The organism is Pseudomonas sp. MS01C9 (genome assembly GCF_058202755.1).
The window spans coordinates 5,685,911-5,709,868 of sequence record NZ_CM177073.1 but is presented as its reverse complement, the minus strand read 5'-3'; the positions used below and the strand labels follow the sequence as shown (position 1 = coordinate 5,709,868).

The following is a 23,958-nucleotide window of genomic DNA, read 5'->3' as shown; positions in this document are numbered from 1 at the left end:
CGTCTTACCGAACACTTACCGGGCGACATCTTTCGCTCCTTGTCCCTGGTAAGGATCTGGAAAGGTTTCCCGCTGGATAGTGGCCGCCTTGCAGCGATTTGCGCACAAGCCCCATCAGCATCGCGCCGACAGCGCTGTGTCCAGGAATACCACCCGCATGAAATCGATCTCCCGCCAAACGGCTCTCGTGGCCGTGAGCACCGCCGCAGCGATCATTTTGGTGATCGTCGCCCTTGCAACGAGCCCCTCTGAATCCACGCCGGATGTCAGCCAGGCAGCCCCCGCGGCAAAGCCTGCGCTTTCGGTCGCGGTCACCACGCTGCAGCCGTTGCGGCTTCCCGTGCGGATTCATGCCAACGGCGACATCATGCCGTGGCAGGAGGCGAGCATCGGGACCGAGGCGGACGGGCTGCGCCTGGCGGAGGTCAAGGTCAATGTCGGCGACCAGGTCCGGCGCAACCAGTTGCTCGCCACCTTTGCCCCCGACACGCCTGGCGCCGAGCTTGCGCAAAGTCAGGCCGCCACGGCGGAGGCGCGGGCTGCCCTTGTCGAAGCCGAGGCCAATGCCAAGCGGGCGCGCTTGCTGGAGGTCGACGGTGCGATGTCAGCGCAGCAGATCACCCAATACCTGGTGGCCGAGCGCACCGCGCAGGCCCGGCTGAAGTCCGCCGAGGCCACCGAGCAGTTGCGGCGCCTTCGACTGGCCCACACCCAGGTACTGGCCCCGGACGACGGTGTCATCTCGTCTCGAACCGCCACCGTGGGCGCCGTGCTGCCGGCTGGCCAGGAACTGTTTCGCCTGATCCGTGGCCAGCGGCTCGAATGGCGGGCCGAAGTCGCGGCCGCCGATCTTGCGCGGTTGAAACCCGGCCAGGTGGCCAGGGTACGCCTGGCCGATGGCCAGGTGGCGCAGGGCACCCTGCGGATGATCGCGCCCACGGTGGATACGCAAACCCGCAACGGGATGGCCTATGTCGATCTGCCGGCCGGTGGCGTCGCCCGTGCCGGCATGTTCGCACGAGGCGAATTCGAGGTGGGTGCCGATCGGGCGATGACCTTGCCGCAGAGCGCGGTACTGTTGAGCGATGGCTTCAGCTACGTGCTGCGCGTAGGGCCGGACGCCAGGGTCATGCGAAGCAAGGTATCGGTCGGGCGCAGCGTGGGCGAGCGGATCGAAATCATTCATGGCCTCGACCCTGCTAGCCCCGTGGTCCTGGCCGGTGGCGGCTTCCTGAACGAAGGCGATCATGTCCGGGTCGTTGAGGCGCTGCCGGCTCCCGACCCTGACCAGGTGACATCCAGTTCGAGGGTGGGTGCTGGCAGCCTGCGTTTGCCGGAGAGCCAGCCATGAGCCTGAACGTGTCGTCCTGGTCGATCCGAAACCCGACACCGGCCATTCTGCTGTTCATCCTGCTGACGTTCGTTGGCCTGATGAGTTTCGCGATGATGAAAGTGCAGGAGTTTCCCGATATCGACTTGCCGGTGGTGACGGTGACGGCTGAATTGCCGGGCGCTTCGCCGGTCCAGCTGGAAAACGACGTCGCCCGCAAGATCGAGGATTCCCTCGCCACGGTGCAGGGCGTCAAGCACATTCGCAGCACCCTGTCCGACGGCACCGTGGACATCTCCGTCGAGTTTCGTCTGGAGAAGTCCAGCCAGCAAGGGTTGGACGAGGTTCGCGACGCCGTGGCCCGTGTGCGCGCGGACTTGCCCGCCGACCTGCGGGACCCGGTGATCAGAAAGGTCGACATCGCCGGCTCGGCGATATTGATCTATACCCTGGCATCGACGCGCCTGGACGATGAAGCCCTGTCCTGGTTCGTCGAGCACGAACTCAGCAAGGCGCTGCTGGCGGTTCGGGGTGTCGGGGCGGTTTCCCGCGTCGGTGGGGTCAGTCGTGAGGTGCGCATCGACCTGGATCCGGTGAAACTGCTCGCCCTCAATACCAGCGCCTTGGATATCTCCCGCCAGCTGCGGCAGATGCAGCAGGAGGCGTCCGGCGGCCGGGCCTATCTGGGCGGCGCGGAACAGTCGATCCGCATGCTGGCCAACGTGCAGTCGAGCGAAGAAATCGCCCGTTTCGAAATCACCCTGAGCGACGGTCGCCGTGTCAGGCTCGACGAAATCGCCTCCGTGGCCGATACGGTGGCCGAACCGCGTTCAGCCGCACTGCTCAACGGCCAGCCAGTGGTCGGTTTCGAGGTGCTGCGCGCGCGCGGCGCCGGGGAGGTCGAAGTGGGCGAAGGCGTCCAGGCCGCCCTCGACGCCCTCAAGGCCAGGCATCCTCATATCGTGGTCACAGAGGTATTCAACTCGGTGGAGCTGGTGGTGGAGAACTATGACGGTTCGATGCGCCTGCTCTACGAAGGTGCCGCCCTTGCCATCCTGGTGGTGTTTTTCTTCCTGCGTGACTGGCGAGCGACCGCCGTTGTCGCCGTCGCGCTACCCCTGTCGGCCATTCCGACCTTCGCCGTGATGCACTGGATGGGATTCACGCTGAACACCGTAACGCTGTTGTCCTTGTCCCTGGTGATCGGTGTGCTGGTGGACGATGCCATAGTCGAGATCGAGAACATCGAGCGCCATATGCGGCTGGGCAAGACTCCTTATCAGGCCGCGCTGGAGGCCGCTGATGAGATCGGGTTGGCAGTGATAGCCACCACGTTCACCTTGATCGCGGTATTTTTGCCGACGGCGTTCATGAGCGGGACCGTCGGCAAGTTCTTCGTCCAGTTCGGCTGGACAGCTGCCATTGCGGTGTTCTTTTCACTGCTCGTCGCGCGAATGTTGACCCCGATGATGGCGGCCTACCTGCTCAGAGCACCGAAGTCGTCGAACCGACAGTCTTCACGGTGGATGAACCTGTATCTGTCCTGGGCTCGCTGGTGCTTGCGTCATCGTCTGTTGACGGTGACGATCGCGGCGGCCTTTTTCGCCGGTGGCCTGATGCTCGCGGTGTCGTTGCCAGGAACGTTCATTCCTGCCGATGACGATTGGCAAACCCAGGTCACGCTGACACTCGCTCCGGGCAGCAAGATGGCCGATACCCTTTCCCTCGCCGAACGGGCACGCCGGATCGTCGAACAGAACCCCCAGGTAAAGCGGGTTTACACCGCCATTGGTAAAAGCGCCGCCGAGGATGATCCAGGCGAACCGCCTGCCAGTTCCGCCGGGGACGTGCGTACCGCCGTACTCACGATCAGCATCGCACACCGCAATGACCGCCCCGGCCTGAGCAAGCAACAGATCGAGGGCGAACTGCGCGAAGCGCTGGGCGTGTTGCCGGGAGTGCGGGTCGGGGTCGGCATGGGCGGTTCGGACAACTTCGTGCTGGTGTTGGCGGGTGAAGACGCTCTGGTGCTGACCCGACATGCGCAGCAGGTAGCGCGCGAGCTGCGTACGCTTCCAGGGGTCGGCGCGGTCACTTCAACCGCCAGCCTGGTGCGACCCGAGTTGATCGTGCGTCCTGACTTTGCGCGCGCCGCCGACCTGGGCGTCACCTCCGCTGCGATCGCCGATACCCTGCGGGTCGCTACCCTGGGGGATTACGACCAGGCGCTCGCGAAGTTGAGTTTCAGCGAGCGACAGGTGCCGGTGGTGGTAAGGCTTGCCGATGCTGCCCGGGCAGACATCGAGGTGCTCAAGCGGCTTCCGGTTCCCGGGGCCAGGGGGCCTGTAGCGCTGGAGAATGTTGCCACGCTGGAAATCGGCAGCGGTCCGGCTGAAATCGCACGCTACGACCGCATGCGCAACGTCGACATCGAAGTCGAGCTCAACGGCCAAGCCTTGGGAGACGTCGAGCAGGCGGTGCTGGCGTTGCCCAGCCTGCGGACGTTGCCGGCAGGGGTGGTGCAAACCTCCGGTGGCGATGCCGAGGCCATGGGCGAGCTGGCCATCGGCTTCGGCCTGGCGATGCTGACGGGCGTCCTGTGCATCTACATGGTGCTGGTCTTGCTGCTGAAGGATTTCATGCAGCCGTTGACAATCCTGGCGGCGCCGATGCTATCGATCCCCGGGGCATTCGTGGCCTTGTTCTTCACCGACACCGAGATGTCGATGCCGGCGATGATCGGGCTCATCATGCTGATGGGCATCGCCACGAAGAACTCTATCCTGCTGGTCGACTACATCATCCTCGCTCGCCGGGATCATGGCCTTTCCCGCTGGGATGCGATTATCGATGCCTGTGGCAAGCGTGCCCGTCCCATCATCATGACCACGATGGCCATGGGGGGTGGGATGCTACCGGTGGCCCTGGGTATAGGGGCCGATCCGAGTTTTCGAGCGCCCATGGCCATCGGCGTATTGGGCGGCCTGATGACGTCGACCCTGCTCAGCCTGCTGGTGATCCCGGTGGTCTTTACCTATGTGGACGACGCCGCCCAGTGGATCGGCAGACTCACCGGCACCTTTGGCGGGCGGCCGATGGCGGGCAAGGAAGGGCATGCCGATCTTTCTGGTGGAGGTGCTGGGTCATGAGTGGACGATGCCGCCCGAGAACCATACGCCTTACGAAAAACCGTGCTACTCGTTCAGGCCGCGTTGAAAACAGCCTGACCTTGGGCTCAAGATTTTTCGGACAGAGCCTAAGGCTGCCTTTTGGTGTCGGTCGAGACCACGTTCTCGAGACCGGCCGCATGGGGTATGTTGATCGGCACGATCAATTGCACTTGCTGACGGCGGCATTTGAATTTCACGCCCTTGCGGGGCGCCATGCCCCTGGCCGTTTCCATGCATATTTCCTTGGTGGCATAGGTCGGTCCCGGCTTGCGTTCTTCCACGCAGCCTTCCTTGCCACTGCAGATCGCCATGACCATAACGTATACAGTCATCATCCCGGTGTTGCTCCCATAGAAGCGATGCGATTGTTGCGTCCTGCGCCAGCCCTTGAAGGGGCAAACGAGTAGCAATGACACGCGGATGATGAGCCTTCATTCGAACACCCAGCAATGGCATGGTGATGCCATTTGTCGGAAAAACGTCACTATTTTAGTTTGTGGCATTTTTGCCAAAAATGGCGACAGTATATTGGCGCTATTGCTTGGAGGGCTGGGTTAATACTATGGGTTGAGCTGAGGTAATGGCCCGTAAATAAAGGGTTGAAAGTGACGCTGCGGCTGGGTGGGGGGACTGCTGTTTCGATCCGTGGATTCTGCTCAAAAATGATCGTGCAATACCTTGATTCGAATCACTTTTAAAGGGCCCAGGGCTGCGATGGCGGGGGTACATGCCGCTGTCAACGCGATCTGGATGAGGGCGATAAGGGTGGGGCACCGCGGCGGGTCTCGAAGCAATTCACCCTTCGCAAGCCTGACCTGATTGACGAGCGGATTGTTTTCTCGCGCTGGGGCGAGAAACTGGCGACAGCAAGCGCTCGATGGCACCGCCCACCATATTTGTCATCATCAGGCCGCGTGCTTGTTCATCCAGCGCATATTGACCAAGCCAACTGGGCGCGCTGTTGAGCAAGGCGGCAATGGCATGAGCGGCAGCCATCTGGCCTTGTTCGTCGAGTTGCAGGCGCACGCCGAGCAGCAGCAAGAGCTTGCTCTCATACTGTTCGCGCAACTGCCGGACCCGTTCCTGTTGCGCCTCGTTCAGGCAACCGCTGTCACGTTCCGCCAGACGGAAATGCCAAGGCATCTCCAGATGCAGGTTCAGGTGCGCGCGGATCACAAGGTCGAGCCTGTCGCGTTTCGCCGGGGCGGTTCGTTCGACGCGTTGCAGGGTGGCGAGCAACTCTTCGTAGAACTCTTCGATCAGGTCGAGCAGCAAATGCTGCTTGCTGGGGTAATGGTGATACAGCGAGCCTGGGGCGAGCCCCAGGCAGGTTGCGAGCTCACGCATGCCGACTTGACCGAAACCCTTGCAGGCAAAGAGCTCCAGCACCTTGTCCCGGTATTCGGCGAAGCGTGAGCAGCGTTCAGGCATAGGCATGGAAGCCACGCCCCGTCTTGCGTCCCAGGTAACCGGCGGCGACCATTTCCTTGAGCAACGGGGCAGGGCGGTACTTGCTGTCGTTGAAGCCCTCGTAGAAGGCTTCGAGGATTGCCAGCACCGTGTCCAGGCCGATCAGGTCCGCCAGGGCCAGAGGGCCGATCGGCTGGTTGCAGCCCAGGCGCATGCCCGCGTCGATATCCTCGGCACTGGCCAGGCCTTCCTGGAACACCAGTATCGCTTCATTGATCATCGGCACCAGGATCCGGTTGACCACGAATCCCGGACGGTTGCCGGCGGTGATGGCGGTCTTGCCGAGGGCGGTGGCCATGTCCAGCGCCAGGGCGTGGGTGGCGTCGCTGGTCTGCAGGCCACGAATCACTTCGATCAGGCCCATCACCGGCACCGGATTGAAGAAGTGCAGGCCGATGAAGCGCTCAGGTCGGCTGACGCTGGCGGCGAGCTGGGTGATGGACAGTGACGAAGTGTTCGAGGCGATCACGCAATCGGCGCTGACCTGGGCCGCGATCTGTTGCAGGACGCGCAGCTTCAAGTCGAGGTTTTCGGTGGCGGCCTCGATCACCAGTTGCGCATCCTGGAGGCTGTCGTAATCGCAGCGGGTGCGGATCCTGTCCAAGGCTGCGCATTTTCGCTCGGGGGTCAGCGTGTCCTTGGCGACCTGGCGGTCGAGATTTTTATCAATCGTCGCGATGGCTTTCTGCAGGGCCGTCTCGCTGATGTCGATCAGCGTTACGTCGAAGCCGGCCAAGGCGCAGACCTGGGCAATACCGTTGCCCATGGTGCCGGCGCCAATGACGCCGATATTTCGTGGATTCATGCGCATCTCCTGGATCACACCCGTTCGAACAACACGGCGATGCCTTGGCCGCCGCCAATGCACATGGTTGCCAGGGCATAGCGGCCCTGGCAGCGATGCAATTCATGGATGGCCTTGGTGGCGATGATGGCGCCGGTCGCGCCTACCGGATGCCCCAGGGAAATGCCCGATCCGTTCGGGTTGACCTTCTGCGGGTCGAACCCCAGCTCTTGCGCGACGGCACAGGCCTGGGCAGCGAAGGCTTCGTTGGACTCAATGACGTCCAGGTCGGCGACGGTCAGGCCGGCGCGCTTGAGCACCAGGCGGGTGGCGGGAATCGGTCCCAGGCCCATCATCGAAGGCTCGACGCCGGCATGGGCGTAACCCACCAATCGGGCCATGGGCTTGAGGCCTTGAGCCTGGACGACCTGGCCCGTGGCCAGGATCAATGCACCGGCCCCGTCGTTGAGGCCGGACGCATTGCCGGCGGTAACGCTGCCGTCCTTCTTGAAGGCGGGTTTCATGCGGCTCAATTGCTCGACATCCACCTCACCTCGGACATGCTCATCCGTGGCAAAGGAAACCGTTCCTTTGCGGGTGCTGATTTCGATCGGCACGATCTGCCCATCGAAACGCCCTTCGGCAATCGCCCGGGCGGCCCGCTGCTGGCTGAGGACCGCCAATTCATCCTGGGCCTGACGACTGATGCCGTAGTGCTCGGCGATGTTTTCAGCGGTGATGCCCATGTGGAACCCGCCAAACGGGTCCTGCAGGACCCCAAGCATGTAGTCGATGGCCTGCATGTCGCCCATTCGTGCGCCCCAGCGGGCCTGCGGCAGCAGGTACGCGCCTCGGCTCATGGACTCGACGCCACCGGCCAGCGCCGCGCCGGCATCTCCCAGCATCAGGCTTTGCGCGGCGCTGACGATTGCCTGCAGACCCGAACCGCAAAGGCGGTTGACGTTGAAGGCAGGCGTCTCTTTCGGCAGACCCGCATTCATCGCCACGGCCCGTGAAATATAGGCATCACGCGCTTCGGTGGGGATCACATGGCCCATCACCGCATGGCCGATGTGTTCGGGCGCCAGGCCCGACCGCTCGATAGCGGCGCGGCAAATGTCGGTTGCCAGCTGGACAGGCGGCACATCCTTGAGCGAACCGCCGAAGCTGCCGATGGCAGAACGGACGGCGCTCATCACAAAAATATCGGAAGGGTTCATGGCGACTCTCCAGGCAGGTCTTTTTTGTTGGCTAGGAGTCTAGAATCTGCAGCGCCACTGGCCTATGCCAAAACTGTCCAGGGGTGATGGCGTTTTTTGCCATGTCCAGGGGTGACAAGAGGGGCGTTCAACAATGCGGGAAACGGACTCGGTGGCGGTCTACTTCATGTACCCCATGCTTCATGCACTGCGTGACGAGCCGCAGCGCCTGCGCTCGGTGCTCGAGCAGGTGGGGATCGATCCGGCATGGTTGGATCAGCCGACGGCACGGGTACCGGCCAAGGCTTTCGCCGCGTTGTGGCTGGTGCAGATTCGTGAGTTGAACGACGAGTTTTTCCAGCTGGACTCCCATGGCATGCCGCCGGGCAGCTTTGCCTTGATCTGCCGGGCATTGATCCAGGAACCGACGCTGGAAAAAGCCATGCGCCAGTGCCTGGCCAACTTCGGACTGTTCCTGCGTGATTTCCGTGGCACGTTGAGTGTGCGGGGCAAGCGCGCGGTCATCAGCTTGCAGACCCGTTCGCAGAGCCGTGAGCTCGGCAGACTGGGGGAGGAAACGTTCATGGTATTGATGATCAGCCTGCTGTGTTGGCTGGGCGGACGGCGCATCCCCATCGACCGGGCGGATTTTCACCATACCCGCCTGTCACTGCAGGATGATCCCTTGCTCTGGGGGCCGAACCTGACCTTTGGCACCGAACACACCGAAATCGAGTTCGCCAGTCACTACCTGCGGCTGCCGGTGGTCCAGGACCTGGCCTCGCTGAAAGTATTCTTGCGTACCGCTCCCCAATGGCTGGTGATTCGCTTCCGCAACCAGCATGGGTTGGCATCCCAGGTCTACCAGCGCCTGCGCCATAGCCATTACAGCGAATGGCCCACCTTGCAGGCCTTCGCCCTGGAACAGCGCCTGAGCCCCAGCACCTTGCGCCGCAAGCTGGGGCGTGAGGGCTGTTCATACCAGGAAATCAAGGACGAGGTACGGCGCGGGGTGGCGTTCGAACGGCTGCGCCAGGGCCAGGCGAACATCAGCGAGATCGCCGAGCAGCTGGGGTTCCAGGAGCCGAGTGCTTTTCACCGGGCATTCAAGAAATGGACCGGAGAGAGCCCTGGGCAGTACCGGTTGCGGTTTCAGGGGCGCGAAACAGGTGGCCACTCTCTGCAACGGCGTGCTTCGGGCCCATGACGTGTTCGGCAGGCTTGGAGGAGAGGAGTTCGGGGTGGTCCTTCCTCATACCAGCGGGGTCGATGCGCTGGCGGTGGCCGAGAAGCTACGCGTGACCATCGAAGCGGCCATTATTCAAACGGACCGAGGCCCATTGCAGATCACGATCAGTTGTGGAGTGGCCTCCCTGTCGCTGGCGGGAGACAGTCCGAGCCAACTGATCGTGCGTGCGGACGATGCGCTATACAGCGCCAAGCACGCAGGTCGCAATCGAGCACGAGCTGCTCCTGCCTGTGTCGAGCAGCCGACGCAATCCCAAGGGCGATCTGCAGACTGGTAGCAGGTCGTCAACGGTCAGGATCGAGGCCTGTCTCAACCGGTAGCAACCCACTGCTGCGGTTCGTTGATTTGAGTCAAGGGAGGAATGTCGGGTAGTGGCACATTGGTATTCATTCGCCTGTGCTTCTACCAATAAGAGATACGCCCGTATATGCCAGCCTGCAGCCGTGTTCGCAGAGGTTTCTTGCCGACCCGACGTCTTGCTTCAGTTCTTCCCGCCACCCCGTCACTCTTGGCTTGCATCTCCATTGCAACGTCTTCGCAGGATCGCAGCGAGGCTGGATTCGCCTCGCCAAGCATCAAGTACTGGAAGGGATTCTGCTCATGCCCATCTCCTTCAGTAGATCACTGCCATGCCGGATCATAAGGATCTTTCGCAAGTCTTCATCCAGACCCTGGAGCAGAGTGTCGACAGCGTCGTCGTCATCGACAGCCATAACTCCATCATCTTGTTCAACGAGGCTGCCCAGAAGCTTTGGGGGTACAGTCCTGACGAAGTCATGGGCCGAAATGTGGACCTGTTGGTCCCGCAGAAGATTCGCCCTCATCACGATGGGTTCATCGATGCCAACCGCCGCACCGGCATCAACAAGATCGTCGGCACCAGTCGCACTGTGCCGATCGAGCGCAAGGACGGCTCTCGTCGTTGGGGGGCGATGTCCATTTCGAGGGTCGAGACTCAAGGGCAGATCCTGTATACCGCCTTCATCAAGGACATTACCCAGCAACATGAAGAACAGCATCGCCTGTATCTCTTGTCGCTGGTCGTCGACACCACCGAAAACGCCATCCTCATAACGGATGCCTCCTGGCGGATCATTTTCGTCAATGACGGTTTCGTCCAGATGTTCGGCTATGGCGCTCAAGAGGCTGCCGGCAAGACGCCAATCGAGCTGCTCGCGCCGCACCTTGAACACCGCCAGGTCGCAGGGATTCGCCACCAGGTGGCCAGACACCATGTCTATCACGGACAGAACTATGGCTATCACCGGGAAGGGCCGCGGGTGTGGTGCAACATCACCAGCCATTCGGTCCACGATGCCCATAGACAACTGGCCAACACCGTAAGCGTGTTGACGGACGTGACGCATACGCGGATGCATGAGGTGCTGCGCCACAAGATTCTCGAGGCGATGGTGCGCGAGGAGTCATTGAAAACCGTCTTGAACCTGGCATGCCTCGAAGTCCAACGTATTGCCCCTGAAGTCACTGCTTCGGTCCTGCATGTCGATGACCGCGGGTGCCTGCAGACATTGGCTGCCCCTGGCTTGCCGTCAGGCTTTTGCATGGCCCTGGACGGCACGGCCATGGGAGCCGGGCTCGATGCCTTGGCTGCGACGGTATTCAGCGGCGAGGCCGCCACGATAAGCGAACTCGACGCTCATCCGTTCTGGGCACGATTCAAGGAGCAGAAGCAGCCACTGGGCCTGACGAGATGCTGGGCGACGCCCGTCAAGTCCAACGACGGACGAGTGCTCGGCCTGTTCGCTTTCTACTACCGCGACTCAGGCCAGCCAAGCAGGCTTCATCAGTTGCTTGTCGACGCCTGCATTCATTTGTGTGCCTTGGCGCTGGAGCGGGAAGAGTCGCGCCAGCACATACGCAAGCTGGCGTTCTATGACGAACTGACGGGGCTGGCCAATCGCAATCTGCTCCACGCCCGGGCCGAGCAGGCGATCGCCGATGCGTCCAGACATCAGTCGAACCTGGCTGTGGTGTTCATCGACATGGACCGGTTCAAGCAGGTCAACGATTCGTTGGGGCATCCGGCCGGCGATGAGTTTCTGCGTCTGGTCGCCCATCGCCTGTCCGAGGACCGGCGTGAGCACGATATCGTCAGTCGGTTATCGGGCGATGAGTTCGTGCTGGTGCTGCCTCAATGCGACTCGGCGCAGGCGATCGACCTGATCGAGAAACTGCGGGCACGCCTGAATGTTCCTAGCCAGGTGTGCGGTGTGACCCTCAGGCCCTCGGCGAGTATTGGCGTCAGCCTGTTTCCCGAGGATGGCTGCACCATGGAGGTGCTCCTGCACCGCGCCGACATGGCGATGTACCAAGCCAAGACTCGTGCGCGGGGAAGCGTCTGTTTCTTCAACGATGGGCTTAGCCAACTGACCCAATGCCGGTTGCGCCTGGAAGCGGCGCTGCGTGAGGCGATGGATCAGCGATCCCTGCACCTGGCCTATCAGCCGCAGATCGATCTGGGCCGGTCGGCGTTGTATGGGGTGGAAGTGCTCGCGCGTTGGACGCATCCCCAACTGGGAGAGATTTCGCCCGCTCGTTTCATTGCGCTGGCGCAGGAGTGCGGGCTGATCAGCGAGCTGGGCCTCTGGGTGCTCAGCGAGGCCTGTCGTCAATTGGCCGCGTGGCGCAAGCAGGGACTGTTGGTGCCGGCGGTATCGGTGAACATGTCGCCCACCCATTTTCATGACCGTGACCTTCCGACGATCCTGATGCGGACGCTGCGGGACCATGGCCTGCAAGCCAGGGACCTGACATTGGAGATTACCGAAAATGTGCTGATGGACATCAATCCGGACACGCTGACCACCATCGAGCAGGTTCATGCCTTGGGTATAACCCTGGCAATGGATGATTTCGGTACCGGTTATTCAAGCCTCAGCTACCTGCGGCGCTTGCCGATCCAGGAGCTCAAGCTTGATCGAAGCTTCGTCCACGACCTTGAGTGCGATACGACCAGCCAGGCCTTGAGCGAGGCCGTCATCCGTATCGGCGAAAGCTTGCAGATGAGAGTGGTCGCCGAGGGCGTCGAGACGTTGGCGCAACAGCAAGTCTTGCAAAACCAGGGGTACCGGATCGTTCAAGGGTTCCTGTATTCGAGGCCCTTGGTGGCCGAGGAAATAGGCCCCTGGATCAGGGCGCGCTACGTGTAGATGTGGTTGACCCAGCCCACGAGCCGGGTTTTTTATGGCCACCTGCTCGGGGCGCTGGGAGCGAACCGGCTTCAAGCGTGCATCGGCCTGCACTATTTGAAGCGTGCCGCATAGGTCGCCAGATTGTCTGCGGTGATCAGTTCGTAGGGGACCCAGACGTCTCCCTGCACCGGCTCCTTGCGGATCATCTTCAGCGCGGCCTGCACGGCCTGCAGCGCCTGGCCCCTGGGATCCTGAAACACCGAAGCCGCCAACAGGCCGCGCTTGATGGCCGCCTGGCCATCGGGCAAGCCATCCACACCCACCACGGGGACGTCCTCCCTGCCAGCCTGGCGCAACGCCATGGCAGCGCCGATCGCCATTTCGTCGTTGTTGGCGACGACGGCGTCGAAGTCTGTACCAGCGGTCAACCAGTTGCTCGTCAGGTCCATGCCCTTGCTGCGATCCCAATCGGCGTTCTGCTGCACCACCACCTGAATGCCCGGAAAGGCCTTGAGGCCCTCCTTGAGGCCTTCGGAACGGCCCCGGGTGGCGTTTTGGGTCAGTTCACCCATGATCAGGGCGATGCTGCCCTTGCCGTTCAACCGCTTGGCAATGAACCGGGCCTGCAGTTGGCCGGCCTGCAGGTCATCCGAGGCCACGGCAACCACACCGTTGGGAATGCCGGGATCGTCGGGGCGGCGGTTGACGTAGACCAGCGGGACCTTGGCGGAGGTGGCGGCCTGGGTGATGTTGACGGTGGCGGCGGTGTCCACCGGCAGCACGATCACGGCGTCGACGTTCTGGGCCAGGAAACTCTGTACCTGGTTGAGCTGGCGCACGACATCGCCCTGGGCGTCCTCGAATTGCAGGGAGACCTTTTGCGTCTTGCCGGCTTCCTCGAGGTTACGGCGAACGTAGGTCATGAAGTTGTCGTCGACCTTGGCAATGCTGACACCGATGCGGTAGTCGGCCAGGGCCAGGGGAGTGAGGGAAAGCGCGAAGGCGGCGCACAGCAGTTTGCGAAGTAGCATGTCCGGTTCCTTTTGTTGTTATGCAAACGGGATGAAAACCTGGATCTATAACGTGAAGGCACTTTTGAAACGCTGGAGCGCACGTTCGCAATTGCCATCCGCCGCCCAGCCCTCCAGACCGACCACGCCTCGATAACCCAGCTCGGCAAGCGTCCGGGCGATGGCGGGGTAATGGATTTCGCCGGTGCCGGGTTCGCAGCGGCCCGGCACGTCGGCCACCTGGATCTCGCCGATAGCCGCCCCGGCGCGCCGGATCAACTCGATCAGATTGCCCTCGCCGATCTGGGCGTGATAGAGGTCCAGATTGAGCCGCAGGTGTGGGCTGTCCACGGCCTCGATCAGCGCCAGAGTGTCTTCGGCACGCGCAAAGGGAACCCCCGGATGATCCACCGCGGTGTTGAGATTCTCCAGGAGGAAGACTTTGCCAGCGGCCTCGCCCAGGCGCGCGATCGCCATGAGGGTGTCCCGCGCGGCCAGCCATTGCGCGCCAGTCACGGTGGGCAGGGGCCTGACCGGCAGGCCGTTGCTGTCCAGGCCGGTGCCATGCAGGTTGAGGGAGGGGCAGCCGAGCCGCTCTGCGACGGCCAGAGACTCCCGGGCACTGGCCAGCAGTGCGGCGCGTCCCTCGGCGGTGACCAGGTCGCCCGAAACATACCCGGTCATGGAGGTGAAGCGGGCGCCGGTAGCGGCCAGGGCGTCGATGTCGTGGCGCGTCCAGTCCCAGATTTCCACTGCGAAACCCAGGGCGTGCAAGCGACGAACCCGCTCGACGAAGGGCAGGTCGATAAAGACCATCTCGGCGCTGACGGCCAGTACAAAAGGTGTGGTAGAGGTCATGGCATCACGCTCCGACGGCGACCGGCTGGCCGGATTTCACCGATTCGATGGCCGCCAGAGCGATGGCCAGGGCGGCCCGGGCGTCGGTTCCGTCCACCGGCACGGGGGTGCCGCCGCGCACGGCGTCGACGAAGGCGCGCAGCTCGGCCAGATAGGCGTCGCGCAGCAGCTGCGCATCCGAGCGCTGGGTGGTCTGGCTGATGCCTTCGGCTCCGTAGCAGACCAGCTCGCTGGTGCGCACGTCGCCGGCGGTGAGCATGCCTGCGCTGCCGAACACCTCGCCACGTACGTCATAGCCGTATACCGCCTGGAAGTTGGCCTCGGCGGTAGCGATGGCGCCGTTATCGTAGCGGACGGTGACCACTGCGGTATCGAGCAACCCCTGGTCGCGCAAATCGGGTCGTACCAAGGCGTCGGCCACCGCATACACCTGGGTGGCTTTGGCGCCTGGGTTGAAAAAGTTGAGGGTGTCGAAATCGTGGATCAGGGTTTCCAGGAAAATGGTCCAGGGTTTCACCGCGGCGGGATTGTGCAGGGCCGGATCCCGGGTGAGCGAGCGCAGCAGTTGCGGCGTGCCGATGCGACCCGCGAGGATCAAGTCGCGCGCCGTACGAAAACTGGTGGCGAAGCGCCGATTGAAGCCAACCTGCAGGGCGACACGGGCTTGGGCGCAGGCCGCGATGGCCCGGTCGGCTTCTTCCAGGGTCACTGCCATGGGTTTCTCGCAGAATACCGGCTTGCCAGCGCGGGCGGCCGCCACCACCAGTTCGGCGTGACTGCGTGCCGGAGCGACGATCACCACCGCGTCCACGGCGCGGTCCTCGATCAGTGCCTGGGGATCGGTGTAGATGCGCTCGACATCCAGGGTCTCCCCAAGTCGAGCGGCGGCACCCGGGGCTGGATCGGCCAGGGCAACCAGGCGGGCGCCGTAAAGATGCCGGGCGAGGGCGGTGGCGTGGAATGTGCCCATGCGACCGGTACCGATGAGGCCGAGGGACAGAGGTGTCTTGGAATGCGGCATGGAAGGGCGTCCTTTTGTGGTTGTTATAGGCGGCCGTGGGCCTTGATAGCCCGGGAGCAATCGCCATGCCACTCCTCCAGCCCCCGTTTCCAGGCGCTTTGGCGGCTTGCCTGCTACTGTCTATGTCTAAGAAAAAGACATGTCTAGCTGGACATGTCCAACCTCTGGACAAGACTGACCCATGACGCCCCTGACCGCCGCGACCGACCTTGAACAAGAGCTGCTGTTCGTCACCGAGCTGCAGCAGCCTTCATCCGCCGACGCCACCCAGCATTCCCTGCACGCGGCATGGGAAGCCTGCCTGGCTGGCGATTGCGATCTGGCCGCTGTACGACCGGTGATTCGCGCGTCCTGGCTACGCAGCCGGGAGGCAGGCATTGCCGCGGATGAATTCCACTATGAATTCGTCTCCCCCGAGGATCTGGCGAGCCGTCTCGCTGCCCATCGCGAGCTGCTGGACATCGCCGCACCGATCATGGCCGACCTGTTGCGCTACAACCCGGACGGCCACCTCAATCTGGCGGACGCCGATGGCGTGACCCTCAGCGCTTGTGGGGTGGACCTGACCCCGTTGGGGAGCCGCCTGCTGGAGCAGGTTCAAGGGACCAATTGCACGGGTTTGGCGCTGCGCGAGCAGCGCCTGGTATTCGTCCTGGCCGCAGAGAACTTCAAGCGGGAACTGCGCGAGCGACACATGCATTGTGCTTCGGCACCGGTGCGCGATACCCAGGGACGCCTGCTGGGCGCCCTGACGCTCACAGCGGCCGTGGGCAATTTCCATTGCCACACCCTTGGCACCGTACAGGCAGCGGCCGAGGCCATCTCCCGGCAACTGGCGCTCAAGGCGTTGCTGGAGGAGCAACAGCGGGTACTGGAGGTGCTCAACGAAGGGGTCATCCTGCTGGACGATGACCGCCGGATCCGTAGCCTGAACGGCTATGCCCGGCGGCTGTTGCAGCTCGACGAGCCGCAGCAGGGCCGCCCCTTCGCCAGCCTCATCACCCAGGACACCGACCTCGATGTCTGGTTGGACCGGCGCTGGGAGCGCCAGGATCGCGATCTTACGCTGCTGCTGCCCGATGGCAGCGGTCTGCCGTGCCTGGCCTCGGCCTGTCCCATCGCCCAGGGCGGCTGGGTGCTGTCGCTCCGTGAAAACCGCCGCATCCGTGAGATTACCCGCCAGTTGCTGGGGACCCGGGCGCGCTACAGCTTCGCCGATATCCAGGGCCGTTCGGCGGCGCTGCAGGCCAGCCTGCAACTGGCACAGGCGGCCAGTCGCAGCGAAGCCACGGTGCTGGTGCTGGGGGAAAGCGGGGTGGGCAAGGAACTGTTCGCCCAAGCCATCCACAATGCCAGCGGACGTCGCCACGGTCCTTTCGTGGCGGTGAACTGTGGCGCCATCCCAAGGGATCTGGTGCAGAGCGAGTTGTTCGGTCATGTCGAGGGGGCCTTCACCGGTGCTGCGCGGGGTGGCGCGGCCGGCAAATTCGAACTGGCCGACGGCGGGACCCTGTTTCTCGATGAGATCGGCGACATGCCCCTCGAGGCCCAGATCAGCCTGTTGCGGGTGTTGCAGGAAGGCGAGGTCACCCGCGTCGGGGCGAGGAAGGCCCAGGCGGTGGACGTGCGGGTCATCGCCGCCACCCACCGCGACCTGGCCCAGGCCGTGGCGGAAGGAACCTTTCGCGAAGACGTCTTCTATCGCCTCAACGTCCTCACCCTGCAGGTGCCTGCGCTGCGCGAGCGCCGCGAGGATATCCCGCTGCTGGTGGCAACACTGCTCAAGCGCCTGGGCCGCAACCTGGAGCGACCGCCGCTGGCCATTTCCGACGAGGCGCTGGCGCGGTTGATGGCTCACGACTGGCCCGGCAACGTCCGGGAGTTGGAAAACGTCATCGAGCGAGCCATGAATCTCGCCCAGGGTGCGTTCATCGAGCCTGCAGACTTTCCCCCCGCGCTGCTCGTCGATACCGCAAGAACAGCGCAGGACGAGGAGCGCCTGACGCCCTTGGAGCAGGGGCAGCGCGAACTGATCCGTGCGGCCTTGAAAGACTCGGGGGGTAACTTGCGCCAGACGGCGAGTCGCCTTGGCATTTCGCGGGCGGGACTCTACGTCAAGCTCAAACGCTACGGGCTTAGCGCAGCCAACTTTCGAGGGGCCTCGGCGCCTTCGCCACGAATGTCAGGCCGGCGCCACGAATAGGAGGGCGTCGGCGCCTCGTCCAGCCGCGGTTCATATCGGTTCGGTCAATGGCGTGTAGCTTCGCCGGTACAGCAGATTGCCCGCCAGCTTGAGCACAGACGCGCGGCCCCAGCCAGGCAGCCTGCGCATCTTGTCCCGGGCGATGCATTGCTTCTGGACCCAATCGACGCGTGGCTTGCGTCGTTGCGTATAGCCAGCAAGGGCATCGCCGATGCGCTCACTGGCGGATAGCATCTCAGCCAGCACCAGCGCATCCTCCATCGCCATCGCAGCCCCTTGTGCCATGCTCGGAGAAGACGCGTGCGCCGCATCGCCGATCAGCACTACATGCCCCGAGACCCAATCCTCCATGACCACCTGCTCCAGACGACCAGCATGGACCTGGGTGTGTGCAGGCATCTGCTCGACAAGCGCGGACAACGGTGTCGGGAATGTCTCGAGCAGGGCATTGCGGGGTAGTTGGGCCAGGTCCTGCTGCGCTTCCCGTTCGCTGGCGCTCCTATCGGCATACATGTAGACCTGCCCGTCACCGATGGGCAGCGCCAGCAGGCTCATCGAGTCCCCGAGCATCACTGTCCAGGCATCGATGCCCACGGTGTCGGCGGTGATGAAGCGCCAACAGACGTTCCCGACATACTGGCTCAAGACCTCAGGGAACACGCTTTGACGTACCTTCGAATGAACGCCGTCGGCGCCGATGACGAGGTCGTACTCGACCATGGTCCCGTCGGAAAAGGTCGCCAGGCTGGTCTTTTCGAGGGGTTCGATCTCGCTGATCGAAGTCCCGAAACGCAGGTGTGTTTCACGCAGCGATTGGCGCAGCGTTGCGTGGAGGACGCCACGGGGAAGCGCCAGGCACGGCCCGCAGGATGCCCAGACGTCCTGGGTCTGGGTAATGCTCAACGGTCGGCCTTTGTGGTCCAGGATGCGCTGGGTCTTGATCGGTGTCGCCAGCGCTGAGGTCGCATCCAGCAATCCCAGGGCTTGCAAGGCCCGGGCTGCGTTGCCTGGCAAGTAGAGCCCGGTCCCGCCTTGGGGCACGTCGGCCTTGCGTTCGATCAGGTCGGGGCGCAATCCCTTGAGTTCCAGCGCCCTGGCCATTGCCAGGCCAGCGATACCGCCGCCCACGATCAGTATTCTCATTGCATTACCCGATGGTTGCTGTGGTTGGCGCGATCATACCGTGCGCGGCGAGGAGGAGATCTGCGGCTCGTTCGCCGATGACCACGCAAGGGGCCATGGTATTGCCGACGGTGATCCTGGGCATGATCGAGGCATCGGCGATGCGCAGTTTCTCGAAGCCATGCACCCGCAGCCGATGATCGACCACGGACATCTCGTCGCGGCCCATTCTGGCGGTGCAGCACGGGTGCCAGTAGGACACGGCGGCGTTGCGGATGAATTGCTCCATGGCGCGGTGATCCCTGGGGCCGGGTACGACTTCGCGCTTGACCAGGCCGTCGAAGGCTTCGCTGTTGCCCAGTGCCCGGCAGAGATCGACCGATGCGAATGCCGCCGCCATGTCCTCGGGCGCGCTCAGCGAGTTCGGCTCGATGAGCGGGGCATCCAGGGGGCCGGCCCCCGACAGGCGCACGGCCCCTCGGCTGACGGGACGGGCCAGCCCGGCGAACATCGTCCAACCCTGTGGCGGTGGCTGGATGTCGACTTCGGCTGGGGAGGGCACCGCGAATTCCAACTGACAGTGCAGAAGGTCCGGGGCATCCAGGCGGCTGTCGCTTTTCCAGTACAGCGTGGTCTCACAACCACCGCCGCCCACCGCCTGGGGATGCAGGTACTCCCAGGTGCAGCCAAAGGCGATATGGTCCTGGAAATTGCGACCCACGCCGGGCAGGTGACTGATCGGCGCGATGCCATGGGGGCGCAGTTCGCTTTCCGGGCCGATACCTGACTGCATCAGCACCTTGGGCGTGTTCACCGCGCCCATGGACAAGATGACCTCGGCGTGGGCATGGAAGCGCTGGCGCTGACCATCGACCACCGCTTCGACTCCGATCGCCGTTGTGCCGCGCAACAGCACCCGGCAGACCCATGCGCCGGTGAGCACCGTCAGATTCGGCTGCTTCAGCAATGGTCGAAGATAGGAGTCGTAAACGGATTCGCGCCTGCCCTGGTTGATGCGCAGATCGGTGATCGCGACCCCGCCCGGGCTTTCCATCATCGCTCCGTTGGGACTGTCATAGCGGGGAATGCCCAGGCGATTGGCCGCTTCCAGCGTTGCCCAGGCCAGGGGCTGGGGCTCGGCCGGTTGCTCGACGTGCGCAGGACCACCCGAACCGCGCCGTGCGGCGTCCGGTATGCCTTGCCAGTTCTCGATCCGCCGGTAGTAGTCCAGTACCGAGTCGTAACCCCAGGCAGGATCGCCGGACTCGGCCGCGAAATGATCCCAGTCCGTTCGATGCCCGCGGGCCCAGACCATCACATTGATGCTGGAGCCGCCCCCCAGGCCCTTGCCCATGTTCAAGGCCAGGCGGCGACCGTTGAGATGGGGGTTGGGCTGCCCGGCGAAGGCCCAATCGCGCTCGGAGCCGAGGTTCAACGGCCATTGGCCGGGCTCGACCACCTCAGGGCCGGCGTACGCCTGGCCGGCTTCGATCAGCAGTACGCGTACGTTGTCCTGGCGAGCGAGGCGGGCCGCGACCACGCAGCCCGCCGTACCTGCGCCACATACGATGAAGTCATAGTGACGATCATGCAGATGATCCATGCGTCCGTTCCGTACAAATGCAGCGGTTGAGTTCAGGGCTGTGAAGAGGCGGCGATCACTGTTTGTCGACGCTGTTCACTGCCTCGAGGATCACCTTGGCCACTTCGGCTGGCTGCGACTGCTGGGGAACATGGCTGGTGCGCAGCTCCGTCAGGGTGGCGCCGATACGCTTGGCGGCGGAACGCTGGACATCGGGATGGATCATCCGGTCTTCGCGGGCGAGCAGGTACCAGGACGGCTTGGTCTTCCAGGCGGAGACGGTCGTCTTGTCCTCGAAGGCGGAGGCCTTGATAGGGCCTTGCGTCGCAGTCATCACGGCGGTCTGTGCCGCGGGGAGATCCTGGGCGAAGTCCTTGGCCATGCCTTCTGGCGTGAGGTAGAGGAAACCGTTGCCGTCCGCCTTGATCTGACTGATACCAGGAGGCGTGGGCGCGCCTTTGCCCTGTTCGCCGCTGGTTTGTCCGGCATCGGGCGCGAAGGCGGCGACGTAGACCAGGGCGCGGACTTTCTCGTCGTTGCCGGCCTGGGTAATGACAGTGCCGCCCCAGGAGTGACCGACCAGCACGACGGGGCCCGACTGGTTGTTGAGTGTTCTCTGCGTGGCGGCCACGTCGTCGGCCAGGGAGGTGAGCGGGTTCTGCACCACCGAGACGGCCACCCCTTTGGCCTGCAGAAGCGGCACGACTTTGGCCCAATCGGAGCCGTCGGCGAACGCGCCGTGTACGATGACGACCGAAGGCGTTGTATCTTTGGCCTGGCTGACACCGGCGGCGAATGTGCTTGCAACGGCAAAGGCGACGGTGATGGCTTTCAATCTGAATGTTTTCATGGGATGAGCTCCTGTGTAGGTGCTCGAATTCTGCTGACTGGCCTGCTCGCTGGGCATCGGTCATTTATCCGACCCCAAGGTTTTTCCATGGATAGTGCGTTGCGGCTGGACATTTCATTGAGCGGAGCGCTGCGGGCGATCGGCCAGGTTGGCGACCTCAGCATGGGACAACCCCTGGGGCACTCCCGCCGCGTCGCCACGTTGGCGCAGAGGTTGGCGCAGGCCGCGCACGGCGAAGGCGAGCACCTGGCAGTGGCGGAGCAGGTCGCCTTGCTGCGCTGGTCCGGCTGCACCGCCAACGCCGAAGGTTTTGCCGACCTGCTGGGCGATGACGTCGACGGCCGCCGCGCGATGCTCGACCTGACCTTGAGCCGCGAGGAAATGACCGCGGTGCACCAGGCGACCCCGTTGGCGGTGGTGCACTGCGAGGTATCCGGCGAAGTCGCCAGGACCCTCGAACTGGGTGAGGCGGTGCAGGCAGGCTTGTGTCGTGTATTCGAAACCTACGATGGGACCGGCCGGCCGCTGGGCCTGACCCATGAGCACATTCCGGAAGTCGCTTATCAGGTGGTGCTGGCCGGTGACCTGGATATCCTCAGCCGAGCCCATGGCCTGGACGCCGCCCTGCGCTGGATCCGGGACCAGTCGGATCGACGTTATCCCGCCGCGCTCGCATCGTTGCTGGCGGATAACGCCAATGATTGGCTGACCGAGCTGGAAAATTCTTCTCAAGCCCCGGCCGGTGAGCATGCCGAGCGTTCTGTCTCACTGACGTTGGTGGGGGATGTGATCGACTTGAAGCTACCCTGGCTGGCGGGCCATTCGCGGCGGGTGGCCCTCCTGGCGATGGAAGCAGCCCGTCTGTGGGGGGTGAGCGAGCCCACCCTGACGGCGCTCGGGAAGGCCGCGCTTGTCTACGGGCTCGGTCGGGCAGCAGTGTCCAACCAGCTCTGGAACACCGCCGGGGCACTGCCTTATGGCGCCGTGGAGCGGGTGCACCTGGTTCCCTACTGGACGCAACAGGCGCTCAGGCCGATCAGCGAACTGGTCGTGCCCGCGCAGATTGCAGCCCATGCCTACGAGCGGCTCGACGGCAGTGGTTATTTTCGAGGCGTAATGGGAGATGCGCTGTGTGCCGAACATCGGCTGTTCGCTACTACCGTCGCCTGGGTCGCGCTGAGGGAGGCCAGGCCGTGGAGGGCGGCCCATGGAGAATCGGAAGCGGCCAGGCTGCTCGAACAGGAGGCCGTCCGTGGCTTGTTCGACAAGGATATCTGCGACGCGGTGATCGCCGCCGCCCGTGGCGAGCGTCGAGCGCATCAGCCCAAGGCGTCGTTACTCACCGCGCGCGAGTGTGATGTGCTCCAGGAGATCAGTCGCGGCGCCAGTAACAAACAAGTGGCGCGACTGCTGGACATCAGCCCGAGCACGGTTCGCACACACATGGAGAGCATCTTTCGCAAACTGCAATGCTCGACCCGAGCCGCCGCGACCCTCAAGGGATTGACGCTGGGGTTGATCTCCTGAAGTCGGACAATAGCGTCAGTTCTCCATCAGGCTGGAAGTGCCATGGAAGATCGTCCCATTCGGCTGGCGAACACGAACGCACCGATGGCGTCAGCCCTCAAAGCTGCCCCCCTCGATATGGTAGACCTGCGGTTCTTCGGAAAAATATTCCTCCAGGCCCATCATGAACAACCGATGGTCTTCACTCGCTTCGAAGCCTGGCGTGTGATCTTCCAGTGATTGCCATCTCACGATCAGATTGAACACCTCGGGACTTTCGATCCCTTGTGCGAGCAGATGGCCGCCGTAACCTTTCGCACGGCTGAGCAAAGGGGCGACCTCGGCAAATGCGCCTCGGAACATTTCAATGCGTTCTTTGTGAACGGGAAGTCGAGCGATCTCGTAGATCATGGCGTTTCCTCTGGCTTGGCTTGATGATTGAAATTACCCACTCAAGGAATCAGCGATGGCTCCACTGCGATCGCGATTTTTCCTTGGAGACCGTTGTTGGGCGTTTCCAAACGGGCATGGGCGAGGGCAATGTCGGCGAGCGAATAGACGGCGCCGACATGAGGCCGCAGCTGACCGCGCGTTATCAATGCACTGAGCTCATCCAGCTTGCCGCGGTTTTGCCGGGTGAACACGAAGTGATAACTGGCGTTCTTGCCCCAGGCCTGGATGAGGTTTTGTGGCTGTGCGATGTCCACGATGGTGACGACGCGGCCAAGCTGGGCCAGCACGTCGGAGCTGCGTGACAATGTGTTGCCGCCAATGGTGTCGAAGACGACATCGACGCCGCGACCATTCGTTTCCCCCATGACGGCGTCGACGTAATCCTGTTTTTCGTAATCGATGGTCACGTCGGCCCCCATGCTGCGGGCGAATGCGGCGTTTGTCTGGCGTACGGTGGTGAACACCCGGGCTCCCATGGCTTTGGCCAGTTGAATCGCGACATGACCGACGCCGCCCGCGCCGCCGTGGACAAGAATGCTTTCCCCGACCCTGAGCGCCGCACGCACCACCAGCGCTTCCCATACTGTCCCGCCGACCAGGCTCAGGCTTGCCGCCTCGAGGTGGCTCAGCGAGGAGGGCTTCTTACCGACAATGCTTTGGGCGGCGACGTGGTACTCGGCATAACTGCCTGGGCCTTCGAATATCTGTGGCGTGTACCAGACTTCGTCTCCCGGAACGAAGGCCGTCACCCCTGGCCCCACTGCTTCGACAACGCCCGATACGTCGTGCCCGGTAATGGCCGGCAGTGGTACCAGGTCGGGATAGTCGCCACGTCGAACCTGGTAATCCAGCGGATTGATGGACGTGGCGTGGACCCGCACCAGCACTTGCCCGGCTTGCGGTACGGGCTTGGGTACTTCGCAGAGCTCGAACGATTCAGGACCGCCGAATGCCTTGAGAATCATCGCTTTCATGGTTGAAAACCTCGTATCGATAAAA

General features: G+C 63.2%; 19 protein-coding genes. 7 read left to right on the top strand and 12 right to left on the bottom strand.

The annotated features are described in order from the left end of the window. The first annotated feature begins 157 nt into the window (after positions 1-157). Both AC1M7R_RS25715 and AC1M7R_RS25710 read left to right on the top strand, forming a co-directional pair. Positions 158-1,351 carry an efflux RND transporter periplasmic adaptor subunit gene (locus AC1M7R_RS25715; protein ID WP_076406970.1) on the top strand — a complete coding sequence of 398 codons (1,194 nt, stop codon included), beginning with the start codon at positions 158-160 and terminating at the stop codon, positions 1,349-1,351. Beyond that, entirely contained in the window at positions 1,348-4,479 is a 3,132-nt protein-coding gene (locus tag AC1M7R_RS25710; protein WP_490610100.1) for an efflux RND transporter permease subunit, read from the top strand. The genes AC1M7R_RS25715 and AC1M7R_RS25710 overlap by 4 nt, the downstream gene beginning before the upstream one ends. A 107-nt stretch (positions 4,480-4,586) precedes the next feature. On the opposite strand, the gene AC1M7R_RS25705 is transcribed toward AC1M7R_RS25710, so the two are convergent. The 4 genes from AC1M7R_RS25705 to AC1M7R_RS25690 form a co-directional block, all read right to left on the bottom strand. After that, the gene (locus AC1M7R_RS25705; RefSeq protein ID WP_143007953.1) at positions 4,587-4,832 is read right to left on the bottom strand and encodes a hypothetical protein; all 246 of its coding nucleotides are present in this window, start codon (positions 4,830-4,832) and stop codon (positions 4,587-4,589) included. A gap of 463 nt (positions 4,833-5,295) precedes the next feature. Further along, positions 5,296-5,937, bottom strand: coding sequence for a TetR/AcrR family transcriptional regulator (locus AC1M7R_RS25700; protein ID WP_337349640.1), 642 nt, complete (start codon positions 5,935-5,937; stop codon positions 5,296-5,298). Continuing rightward, positions 5,924-6,775, bottom strand: coding sequence for a 3-hydroxybutyryl-CoA dehydrogenase (locus AC1M7R_RS25695; protein WP_072431206.1), 852 nt, complete (start codon positions 6,773-6,775; stop codon positions 5,924-5,926). The genes AC1M7R_RS25700 and AC1M7R_RS25695 overlap by 14 nt, the downstream gene beginning before the upstream one ends. A gap of 14 nt (positions 6,776-6,789) precedes the next feature. Continuing rightward, positions 6,790-7,974 carry an acetyl-CoA C-acyltransferase family protein gene (locus tag AC1M7R_RS25690; RefSeq protein WP_072458940.1) on the bottom strand — a complete coding sequence of 395 codons (1,185 nt, stop codon included), beginning with the start codon at positions 7,972-7,974 and terminating at the stop codon, positions 6,790-6,792. A gap of 133 nt (positions 7,975-8,107) precedes the next feature. Between AC1M7R_RS25690 and AC1M7R_RS25685 the strand changes: the two genes are divergently transcribed. The 3 genes from AC1M7R_RS25685 (at position 8,108) to AC1M7R_RS25675 (ending at position 12,372) form a co-directional block, all read left to right on the top strand. Then, positions 8,108-9,160: an AraC family transcriptional regulator gene (locus AC1M7R_RS25685; protein WP_490610099.1), complete on the top strand. Its 1,053-nt coding sequence runs from the start codon at positions 8,108-8,110 to the stop codon at positions 9,158-9,160. After that, positions 9,042-9,479 (top strand): GGDEF domain-containing protein, encoded by a 438-nt coding sequence (locus AC1M7R_RS25680; RefSeq protein WP_490610098.1) that lies wholly within the window; start codon positions 9,042-9,044, stop codon positions 9,477-9,479. Before AC1M7R_RS25685 ends, AC1M7R_RS25680 begins: the two co-directional genes overlap by 119 nt. Positions 9,480-9,831: 352 nt before the next feature. After that, the gene (locus AC1M7R_RS25675; RefSeq protein WP_490610097.1) at positions 9,832-12,372 is read left to right on the top strand and encodes an EAL domain-containing protein; all 2,541 of its coding nucleotides are present in this window, start codon (positions 9,832-9,834) and stop codon (positions 12,370-12,372) included. A 92-nt stretch (positions 12,373-12,464) separates the two neighbouring features. On the opposite strand, the gene AC1M7R_RS25670 is transcribed toward AC1M7R_RS25675, so the two are convergent. The 3 genes from AC1M7R_RS25670 to AC1M7R_RS25660 are packed head-to-tail and all read right to left on the bottom strand — an operon-like array spanning position 12,465 to position 15,243. After that, on the bottom strand, positions 12,465-13,385 hold the full coding sequence (locus AC1M7R_RS25670) for a sugar ABC transporter substrate-binding protein (RefSeq protein WP_072398377.1): 921 nt from the start codon (positions 13,383-13,385) through the stop codon (positions 12,465-12,467). A gap of 45 nt (positions 13,386-13,430) precedes the next feature. After that, positions 13,431-14,222, bottom strand: coding sequence for a TIM barrel protein (locus AC1M7R_RS25665; protein WP_072398376.1), 792 nt, complete (start codon positions 14,220-14,222; stop codon positions 13,431-13,433). 4 nt (positions 14,223-14,226) lie between these two features. Continuing rightward, entirely contained in the window at positions 14,227-15,243 is a 1,017-nt protein-coding gene (locus AC1M7R_RS25660) for a Gfo/Idh/MocA family oxidoreductase (protein WP_072398375.1), read from the bottom strand. Positions 15,244-15,424: 181 nt separating this feature from the next. On the opposite strand from AC1M7R_RS25660, the gene AC1M7R_RS25655 reads away from it, so the two are divergent. After that, entirely contained in the window at positions 15,425-17,446 is a 2,022-nt protein-coding gene (locus AC1M7R_RS25655) for a sigma-54-dependent Fis family transcriptional regulator (protein WP_072398374.1), read from the top strand. 30 nt (positions 17,447-17,476) lie between these two features. Here the strand turns inward: AC1M7R_RS25655 and AC1M7R_RS25650 are convergent, their stop codons facing one another. From AC1M7R_RS25650 to AC1M7R_RS25640, 3 genes are read right to left on the bottom strand one after another with little or no spacing between them, the layout of a single operon-like run. Further along, positions 17,477-18,589 (bottom strand): FAD-dependent monooxygenase, encoded by a 1,113-nt coding sequence (locus AC1M7R_RS25650; RefSeq protein ID WP_490610096.1) that lies wholly within the window; start codon positions 18,587-18,589, stop codon positions 17,477-17,479. 4 nt (positions 18,590-18,593) lie between these two features. Then, positions 18,594-20,171 (bottom strand): GMC family oxidoreductase, encoded by a 1,578-nt coding sequence (locus AC1M7R_RS25645; RefSeq protein WP_072458938.1) that lies wholly within the window; start codon positions 20,169-20,171, stop codon positions 18,594-18,596. Between the two features lie 55 nt (positions 20,172-20,226). After that, a complete protein-coding gene (locus AC1M7R_RS25640; protein ID WP_072398371.1) occupies positions 20,227-21,000 on the bottom strand; it encodes an alpha/beta hydrolase in 774 nt (257 codons plus the stop codon). An 87-nt stretch (positions 21,001-21,087) separates the two neighbouring features. On the opposite strand from AC1M7R_RS25640, the gene AC1M7R_RS25635 reads away from it, so the two are divergent. Then, on the top strand, positions 21,088-22,527 hold the full coding sequence (locus AC1M7R_RS25635) for an HD domain-containing phosphohydrolase (RefSeq protein ID WP_072398370.1): 1,440 nt from the start codon (positions 21,088-21,090) through the stop codon (positions 22,525-22,527). A gap of 90 nt (positions 22,528-22,617) precedes the next feature. On the opposite strand, the gene AC1M7R_RS25630 is transcribed toward AC1M7R_RS25635, so the two are convergent. Further along, entirely contained in the window at positions 22,618-22,917 is a 300-nt protein-coding gene (locus AC1M7R_RS25630; RefSeq protein ID WP_072398369.1) for an antibiotic biosynthesis monooxygenase family protein, read from the bottom strand. 41 nt (positions 22,918-22,958) lie between these two features. Continuing rightward, positions 22,959-23,933, bottom strand: a complete 975-nt coding sequence (locus AC1M7R_RS25625; protein ID WP_072431216.1) for a zinc-dependent alcohol dehydrogenase family protein — start codon at positions 23,931-23,933, stop codon at positions 22,959-22,961. Positions 23,934-23,958 lie beyond the last annotated feature (25 nt).